At 70.9% G+C, this 9,537-nt stretch carries 2 protein-coding genes; both read left to right on the forward strand.

The features are described from left to right. Positions 1-6,504: type I polyketide synthase (locus EST54_RS31595; protein ID WP_129251129.1), on the forward strand; the 6,504-nt coding region annotated here is incomplete at its 5' end. Between the two features lie 42 nt (positions 6,505-6,546). After that, the coding region (locus EST54_RS31600) for a type I polyketide synthase (protein WP_129251130.1) at positions 6,547-9,537 on the forward strand (2,991 nt) is incomplete at its 3' end.

The following is a 9,537-nucleotide window of genomic DNA, read 5'->3' on the forward strand; positions in this document are numbered from 1 at the left end:
GAGCCGGTGGCGATTGTGGCGATGAGTTGTCGGTTCCCTGGTGGGGTGGGGTCGCCGGAGGAGTTGTGGGGGTTGTTGGTTGCGGGTGGGGATGGTGTGGTGCCGTTCCCGGTGGATCGTGGTTGGGATGTTGAGGGGTTGTATGACCCGGAGCCGGGTGTGCCGGGGAAGGTGTCGACTCGTGAGGGTGGGTTTTTGCCGGGGGTTGATGAGTTTGATCCGGCGTTCTTTGGGATTTCGCCGCGTGAGGCTGTGGCGATGGATCCGCAGCAGCGGTTGTTGTTGGAGGCGTCGTGGGAGGCGTTTGAGCGGGCGGGGATTGTTCCTGGGTCGTTGCGTGGGTCTCGTACGGGGGTGTTTGCGGGGACGAATGGTCAGGATTACACGGGGTTGTTGGTGGCGTCGGGTGAGGAGGATTTGGGGGGTTATATCGGTACGGGTAATGCGGCGAGTGTGGTGTCGGGGCGGTTGTCGTACACGTTTGGTCTTGAGGGTCCTGCGGTGACGGTGGATACGGCGTGTTCGGCGTCGTTGGTGGCGTTGCATTTGGCGGTGCAGTCGTTGCGTGCGGGTGAGTGTGATGTGGCGTTGGCGGGTGGTGTGACGGTGATGTCGACGCCGGGGTTGTTTGTGGATTTCAGTCGGCAGCGGGGGTTGGCTGCTGATGGTCGGTGTAAGGCGTTTTCGGATGCTGCGGATGGTGCGGGGTTTTCTGAGGGTGTGGGTGTGTTGGTGGTGGAGCGGTTGTCGGATGCCCGGCGGAATGGGCATCAGGTGTTGGCGGTCGTGCGCGGCAGCGCCGTGAACCAGGATGGTGCGTCGAACGGCCTTACCGCCCCGAACGGTCCCTCGCAGCAGCGGGTGATTCGGCAGGCGTTGGCGGGTGCGGGGCTTTCGCCCTCCGACGTGGATGTGGTCGAGGCGCACGGTACGGGGACGTCGCTGGGTGATCCGATCGAGGCGCAGGCGTTGCTCGCGACGTACGGTCAGGATCGGGATGAGGACCGGCCGTTGTGGCTGGGGTCGGTGAAGTCGAATATCGGGCACACGCAGGCGGCCGCGGGTGTGGCCGGTGTGATCAAGATGGTGCTGGCGTTGCAGCACGGCGTCCTGCCGCGGACCTTGCACGTCGATGAGCCTTCCTCGCATGTGGACTGGTCGGCGGGAGACGTGCGGCTGCTGACGGAGTCGGTGCAGTGGCCGGAGACGGGCCGGCCGCGCCGGGCCGGAGTGTCGTCCTTCGGCATCAGCGGCACCAACGCCCACACGATCCTGGAGGAGGCCCCGTCCGAGGACGCCGCCCCTGGCGAGGACATCGCCCCTGCGGACGAAGGCCGGCCGGCAGCCGAGGCCTCTCCCGCCCCCTGGGTGATCACCGGTAAGACCAGGGCCGCCCTCCGTGCCCAGGCCGCCCGGCTGCTCGCCCATGCGGAGAAGTTCCCGGCGCTGCGCACCGCCGACGTGGGACTGTCGCTGGCCACCACCCGGTCGGTCATGGAACACCGCGCCGTGGTCCTCGGCACGGACCGGGACGAGCTGCTCCGCGGTCTGGCCGCCGTAGCGGCCGACGAAGCCGCGCCGAACGCCGTCACCGGCACGGCAAAGGCGGACGGCCGGCTGGCACTGCTGTTCACGGGCCAGGGCGCACAACGTCTCGGAATGGGCCGCGAGTTGTACGACGCGTTCCCGGCATTCGCTGACGCCTTTGACTCCGTCTGCGCCCACTTCGACAGTGAATTGGCGTCGCCGCTGCGGGGCGTGGTCTTTGGCGAAGACGCGGATGCCGATGGAGATGCGGAGGCGCTGAACCGGACCGGTTTCACCCAGCCGGCATTGTTCGCCGTCGAGGTGGCGCTGTTCCGGCTGGTGGAATCATTCGGAGTCCGGCCCGACTATCTGGTGGGGCACTCCATCGGCGAATTGGCGGCCGCACATGTGGCGGGCGTGCTGTCACTGGAGGATGCGTGCCGGCTGGTGGCGGCCCGTGGTCGTCTGATGCAGGCGCTCCCGGCCGGCGGCGCCATGGTCGCCCTTCAGGCCACCGAGGACGAGGTGCTGCCGCTGCTGGAAGGCCAGGAGCAGCGGGTGAGCATTGCCGCGGTGAACGGTCCGAAATCGACCGTGATCGCCGGTGTGGAATCCGCGGTGGCGGAGATCGCCGGGCGTTTCGAGTCCGAGGGGAGGAAGGTGAAGCGGCTCCAGGTGAGTCACGCCTTCCATTCCCCGCTGATGGAGCCGATGCTCGACGAATTCCGAGCCGTTGCGGAAAGCGTGGCGTACGAGGAACCGCGTATCCCGGTGGTCTCGAATGTCACCGGCACGCTCGCCACCGCGGAAGAACTGACCTCCCCCGACTACTGGGTGCGGCACGTCCGTGGCGCCGTCCGGTTCGCCGACGGCGTGCGGTGGTTGGCGGAGCACGAGGTCACGCGTTTCCTGGAGATCGGGCCGGACGGCACGCTGACCGCCATGGCGCAGGGCTGCCTCGACGGTGACACGGGAGCGGACCAGCTCCTCGTCCCCGCCCTTCGCAAGGACCGTCCGGAGGCCACCGGGCTCCTCACCGCCCTCGCCCAGGTGTTTGCCGCCGGGACGCCGCTGACCTGGGAGGCCGCCTTCACGGACGGCGATGCGCGGCGCGTCGGGCTGCCGACCTACGCGTTCCAGCGGCACCGCTACTGGCCCAAGCCGCCCGTCATGCCGACCGGCGACATCAGCTCGGCAGGACTCGGCTCGGCGGACCACCCCCTGCTCGGCGCGGCCGTCGAGGTGGCCGGCTCGGACGCCTTCCTCTTCACCGGAAGGCTGTCGCTGCACACCCACCCCTGGCTCGCCGACCATGCGGTGACCGGGACCGTCCTGTTCCCCGGCACCGGCTTCCTCGAACTGGCCGTCCGTGCCGCCGACGAGGTGGGCTGCGACCGCGTCGACGAGTTCACCATCGCCGCGCCGCTCGTCCTGCCCGAGCGCGGTGCGGTGCAACTCCAGCTCGCGGTGGAGCCGCCGGACGAGTCCGGGCGTCGGACGCTGAACCTCTACTCACGGCCGGAGGACGACCTCGGCGAGCAGCCGTGGGTGCTCAACGCCAGCGGCGTGGTGTCCACCGGAGCGGCCGCGGACCCGGGCGAGCCGTACGACTTCACGGTCTGGCCGCCGCGGGACGCGGACGCCACCTCGGTCGACGACTTCTACGGCCGCTTCGCCGAGGCCGGCTTCGCCTACGGTCCCGTCTTCCGCGGGCTGAAGGCCGTCTGGCAGCGCGGCGACGAGATCTTCGCCGAGGTGGGACTGCCGGAGGAGCACGACGGGCTGGCCGGCGCGTTCGGGCTGCACCCCGCGCTGCTCGACTCCGCGCTGCACGCGATGATGTTCGTGTCCATGGAGGACGTCGGCCGCGGCCGGCTGCCGTTCTCCTGGAACGGGGTCTCGCTGCGGGCCGCCGGCGCCAGCGCCCTGCGCGTCCGCCTGGTGCAGTCCGGACCCGAGGCGGTCTCCCTCGAACTGGCCGACCCGGCAGGAGGCGCGGTCGCCTCCATCGAGTCCTTGACGCTCCGTCAGGTCTCCGGTGAGCAGGTGAGCGGCGGCGCGGCCTACCACGACGCACTGTTCCAGGTGGACTGGAACACCGTGCCGCTGCCCACCGCGCCGTCCGACGAGCAGTGGGCGGTCGTCGGGGACATGGCGCTGGCCGTGGCCCTGGACGGCACCGGCGTACGGGTGGAGGCAACGGACAGCCTGAGTGAGCTGGCTGACGAGGTGCCTCCCGTGGTGCTCGTCAGCTCCACCAGGACGGACGACCCGTCAGACGCGGCCGCCGGGGCGCACACCGCCGCCCACGACGCGCTCGCACTTCTCCAGAAGTGGCTGGCCGACGAGCGCTTCGCCGCCTCCCGGCTGGTCATCCTCACGCACGGCGCCGTGAGCACCTCGGACGCGGACCACCCGGACCCGGCGCAGGCCGCCGTCTGGGGCCTGGTACGGGCCGCCGGGGTGGAGAACCCGGGCCGGTTCACGCTCATCGACCTCGACGGAACGGCGGAGTCGACCGCCGCCGTGCCCGCTGCACTGGCGGGCGGAGAGCCCGAGGCCGCGGTCCGCGCGGGAGTGGTGCACGTACCGCGGCTGGCCCGGGTCGCGTCCGCGGACGCGCTGCGCCGGCCCGACACGGACGGGGACGCCTGGCGGCTGGACATCGCCGACAAGGGCACCCTGGGAAATCTGCAGCTGGCCGAATGCCCGGACGTGGCAACCGAGTTGGGGGACGGACAGGTCCGCATCGGGGTGCGGGCGGCAGGCGTCAACTTCCGCGATGTGCTCAACGCGCTGGGGATGTACCCCGGCGAGGCCGGCGCGCTCGGCAGTGAGGGCGCCGGGGTGGTCCTGGAGGTCGGCCCCGGAGTGCACGACCTGCAGCCCGGAGACCGGGTGATGGGCATGTTCTTCGGTGCCTTCGGCCCCCTCGCGGTGGCGGACCGCCGGCTGCTGGCCCGCATACCCGAGGGCTGGTCGTTCGCGCAGGCGGCGTCGGTTCCCGTGGTGTTCCTGACGGCGTACTACGCGCTGGTGGAGCTGGGGGAGCTCCAGGCGGGCGAGTCGGTGCTGGTGCACTCCGCCGCGGGCGGCGTCGGCATGGCCGCCGTGCAGCTGGCGCGGCACCTGGGCGCCGAGGTGTTCGGCACCGCGAGCCCGGGCAAGTGGGAGACCCTGCGCAGCTCGGGGCTGGACGAGGCGCACATCGCGTCCTCGCGTGATCTGGACTTCGAGACGTCGTTCCTGGCGGAGACCGCCGGCCGCGGTGTCGACGTGGTGCTGGACTCCCTGGCGCGGGAGTTCGTGGACGCTTCGCTGCGGCTGCTGCCGCGGGGCGGGCGGTTCCTGGAGATGGGCAAGACCGACGTCCGCGACGCGCAGGAGGTCGCGGCCGCGCATACGGATGTCAGGTATCGGGCCTTCGACCTGTGGGAGGCCGGTCCCGAGCGGATCGGGGAGATGCTGACCGCACTCCTCGACCTCTTCGAGCAGGGCGCCTTGCAGCCGTTGCCGGTCACGGCCTGGGACGTACGCAGAGCGCCGGAGGCCTTCCGGTACCTCAGCCAGGCCCGGCATGTCGGCAAGGTCGTACTGACCGTGCCGGCTCCCCTGGACCCCCAGGGAACGGCACTGGTGACCGGCGGTACGGGCGGGCTGGGCGCGCTGGTGGCCCGGCATCTGGTGGCCGAGCACGGAGTGCGCCACCTCCTCCTGGCCAGCCGGCGCGGCGAGCAGACCCCGGGCGTCGAGGCGCTGCGCGACGAACTGGCCGCCCTCGGTGCCGAGGTCACCGTCGCCGCCTGCGACAGCGCCGACCGCGAGGCACTGCGCGGGTTGCTGGACTCCGTACCGAAGCAGCACCCGCTCACCGCGGTCGTGCACACGGCCGGTGTGCTGGACGACGGCGTGCTGTCGTCGCTGACGCCGGAGCGGCTGGACAAGGTGCTCGCGCCGAAGGCGGACGCGGTGCGTCACCTGCACGAGCTGACCCGGGACGAGGACCTGGCCGCGTTCGTCGTCTTCTCGTCGGTGGCCGGCACGTTCGGCAGCGCCGGACAGGCCAACTACGCGGCCGCGAACGCCTTCGTGGACGCGCTGGCCCGCCTGCGCAGTGGCCTGGGGCTTCCCGCACAGTCGCTGGCGTGGGGCGCCTGGGCTCCCGGCGTCGGCATGACGGGCGAGCTGAGCGAAGCCGATCTGCAGCGCATGGCGCGCGGCGGCATGCTTCCGCTCACCCCGGAACAGGGGCTTGGCCTGCTCGACACCGCACGGGAGCTGGCCCGCCCCCTGCTGCTGCCGATGAACCTCGATACGGCGCCACTGCGTGCGCACCCCGAGGCCGTACCGCCGCTGTTGCGCGGCCTGGTCCGGGCACCCGCCCGCCGCCAGACCGCGACCTCGGCCGCGGCGAAGGGCACGCAAGCACCGCAGGATCTCGCGGAGCGACTGGCCGCGCTGCCTGCGGCGGACCGCGAACAGCATCTGCTCGACCTGGTCTGCACCCAGGTGGCCATCGTCCTCGGACACGGATCCGCCGAGGACATCGAACCCGACCAGGCCTTCAAGGAGCTGGGCTTCGACTCGCTGACGGCGGTGGAGCTCCGCAACCACCTCAACGCGGCGACCCAGCTCAGGCTGCCCGCCACCCTCGTCTTCGACTACCCGACGCCGCTCGTCCTCGTCCGTCATGTCCTGGACGAGATCGACCTGCCCGAGACCTCGGGTGCGCAGCCGATCCTCGGCGAGCTCACCCGGCTGGAGGCAGCGCTGGCCGGGGCCACGGTCGGTGACGAGGAGCGAGCCGAGATCACCGAGCGGCTGCGCGCGCTGACCGCGCACTGGCAGGGCGGCGGCACGCAGGAGCAAGGCGCGGATCCGTACGCGGAAACCGATGAGGACGACGGCGAGCTGGCATCGGCATCGACCGCCGGCGAACTGTTCGACCTCATCGACAAGGAACTGGGAACGTCGTGACCGAACGCGGGGAACCGCTCGGCTTTGTTCGAGGATGTGACGTTGGTGGCTGCTGACGACGAGAAGTACATGGAGTACCTGAAGCGGGTGACGACCGAGCTTCGGCAGACCCGTCGCCAGCTTCGCGAAGCTGAGGGAAGGGACCAGGAGCCCATCGCCATCGTCGCGATGAGCTGCCGCTACCCCGGCAGCGTGCGTACTCCGGAAGACCTGTGGCAGCTGGTCGCCGAAGGGGGAGACGCCGTCTCCGACTTCCCCGTCGACCGGGGCTGGGACGTCGACGGCGCCTACGACCCGGACCCGGAGAAGCCGGGCTCCATCTACGTCCGCGAAGGCGGCTTCCTGCACGACGCGGGGTACTTCGACCCGGCGTTCTTCGGGATGAGCCCGCGGGAGGCGCTGGCCACCGACCCGCAGCAGCGGCTGCTGCTCGAAGTGGCCTGGGAGGCCTTCGAACGCGCCGGCATCGACCCGGCGTCGGTGCGCGGCTCCAACGGCGGAGTGTTCGTCGGCGCCGCCACCTCCGGCTACGGCATCGGCGTGGCAGACCTCCCCGAAGGCGTACAGGGGCTGCTCCTCGCCGGCAACGCCACCTCCGTGGCCTCCGGTCGGATCGCCTACACCCTCGGCCTCGAAGGCCCCGCCGTCACGGTCGACACGGCCTGCTCCTCGTCGCTGGTCGCCCTGCACTGGGCGTGCCATGCGCTGCGCCGCGGCGAATGCGATCTGGCGCTGGCCGGCGGGGTCGCCGTGATGTGCACCCCGGCCATGTTCTTCGAGTTCAGCAGGCAGCGCGGCCTGGCGGCCGATGGCCGCTGCAAGCCGTTCTCCGACGACGCGGACGGAACCGGCTGGTCGGAGGGCGCCGGCATGCTGCTCGTCGAGCGGCTCTCGGACGCGCGGAAGAACGGCCACCCGGTGCTGGCCGTCGTCCGGGGTACGGCCATCAACTCCGACGGCGCGTCCAACGGCCTGACCGCCCCCAACGGCCCCTCGCAGCAGCGGGTGATCCGGTCCGCGCTGTCCCGGGCGGGGCTGTCGCCGAGCGATGTCGACGCCGTCGACGCCCACGGGACGGGTACCTCGCTGGGTGACCCCATCGAGGCACAGGCGCTGCTCGCCACCTACGGAAAGGACCGTGCGGACCACGGGCCCCTCCGGCTCGGTTCGCTCAAATCCAACATCGGCCACACCCAGTCGGCGGCCGGCGTCGGCAGCGTCATCAAGATGGTCATGGCCATGCACCACGGGACGCTCCCCAAGTCCCTGCACATCTCCGAACCGTCCCGCCACATCGAGTGGACATCCGGCGATGTCGAGGTGCTGACCGAGGCGATGCCCTGGCAGCAGAACGGACGCCCGCGCCGCGCCGGCGTCTCGTCCTTCGGCATCAGCGGAACCAACGCCCACGCCATCCTGGAGGAGCCGCCGACGGATGAGGACGCCCCGGCAACGGAGGACGACGGCGAGCCCGTCCGCGCACTCCCCCTCGTTCCCTGGGTGGTGTCCGCCCGCAGCGCGGCCGCGCTGCGCGGCCAAGCGGCGCAGCTGCTGTCGCGGGTCACGCAGGACGAGCTGGACCTGACCGACGTCGGTCACTCCCTGACCACCACCCGGACCGCGTTCGAACACCGGGCCGTGGTGCTTGCGGAGGACCGGGCCGCGGCCCTGCGCGGCCTGGAGGAACTGGCCACCCAGGGCATCGAGGGAGCGGGCCCGGGAGTGGTGGGCGGCCGCACGATGCGCGGCGCCACCGCCTTCCTCTTCACCGGCCAAGGAGCCCAACGCACCGGAATGGGCCGGGAGTTGTACGCGGCCTTCCCCGCCTTCGCCGCGGCCTTCGACGAGACGTGCGCGCTCCTCGACACCCAGCTGGAGCGCCCCCTGCGAGACGTCCTCTTCGGCGAGGACCCCGATGCCCTCCACCGGACGTCATACACCCAGCCCGCACTCTTCGCGGTGGAAGTGGCGCTCTATCGGCTGCTCGAATCCTGGGGCATCAAGCCCAAATACCTGGCCGGCCATTCCATTGGCGAGTTGGCGGCTGCGCATGTGGCAGGGGTGTGGTCGCTGAAGGACGCCTGTCGTCTGGTCGCTGCCCGTGGCCGGTTGATGCAGGCGTTGCCGGCGGGTGGAGCGATGGTGTCGCTCCAGGCGTCGGAGGCTGAGGTGCTGCCGCTGCTGGAGGGGCTTGAGCAGCGGGTGAGTGTTGCGGCGGTGAATGGTCCGCAGGCGGTGGTGATCTCCGGCGTGGAATCCGCGGTGGTGGAGATTGCCGGGCGTTTCGAGTCCGAGGGCCGGAAGGTGAAGCGGCTCCAGGTGAGTCATGCCTTCCATTCGCCTTTGATGGAGCCGATGCTGGACGAGTTCCGGGCGGTTGCGGAGAGCGTCGGGTATGCGGAGCCGCGTATCCCGGTCGTCTCGAACCTGACCGGAGAACTAGCCACGTCGGAGCAATTGACGTCCCCCGACTACTGGGTGCGGCATGTCCGCGACGCCGTCCGGTTCGCCGACGGCGTTCGGTGGCTCGCCGAGCGCGGCGTGACACGGCTCCTGGAGCTGGGGCCCGGCGGGACCCTGACCGCGATGGCACAGGCTTGCCTCTCGGACACCGGTGACGAGGACACCCAGCGGGTGTTCCTCGCCTTCCTGCGGACCGACCGGCCCGAGACCACGTCGCTGATGTCGGCGGTGGCCGGTGCCTTCGCGTCGGGCGCACCGATCGACTGGGCGGCATACTTCGCGGGCACCGGGGCGCGACGGGTGGATCTGCCCACGTACGCGTTCCAGCGCGAGCGCTACTGGCTGGAATCGACCGGCGCCACCCCCGAGCCCCGTGAGCAGTCGGTGGTGGACGGCTGGCGCTATCGGGTCGAGTGGAAGCCTCTTGTCGCGCCGTCGGGTGGGGTGCTGGGCGGTCGTTGGCTTGCTGTGATGGCTGCGGGTGAGGTGTGGTCCGAGGCTGTGGTGGAGGGGTTGGCGGCGTGTGGTGTGCCGCTTGAGCGGGTGGAGTGTGTCGCGGGGGAGGTGGAC

Origin of the sequence: Streptomyces sioyaensis (genome assembly GCF_004122735.1) — a bacterium.
GTDB lineage: Bacteria > Actinomycetota > Actinomycetes > Streptomycetales > Streptomycetaceae > Streptomyces > Streptomyces sioyaensis.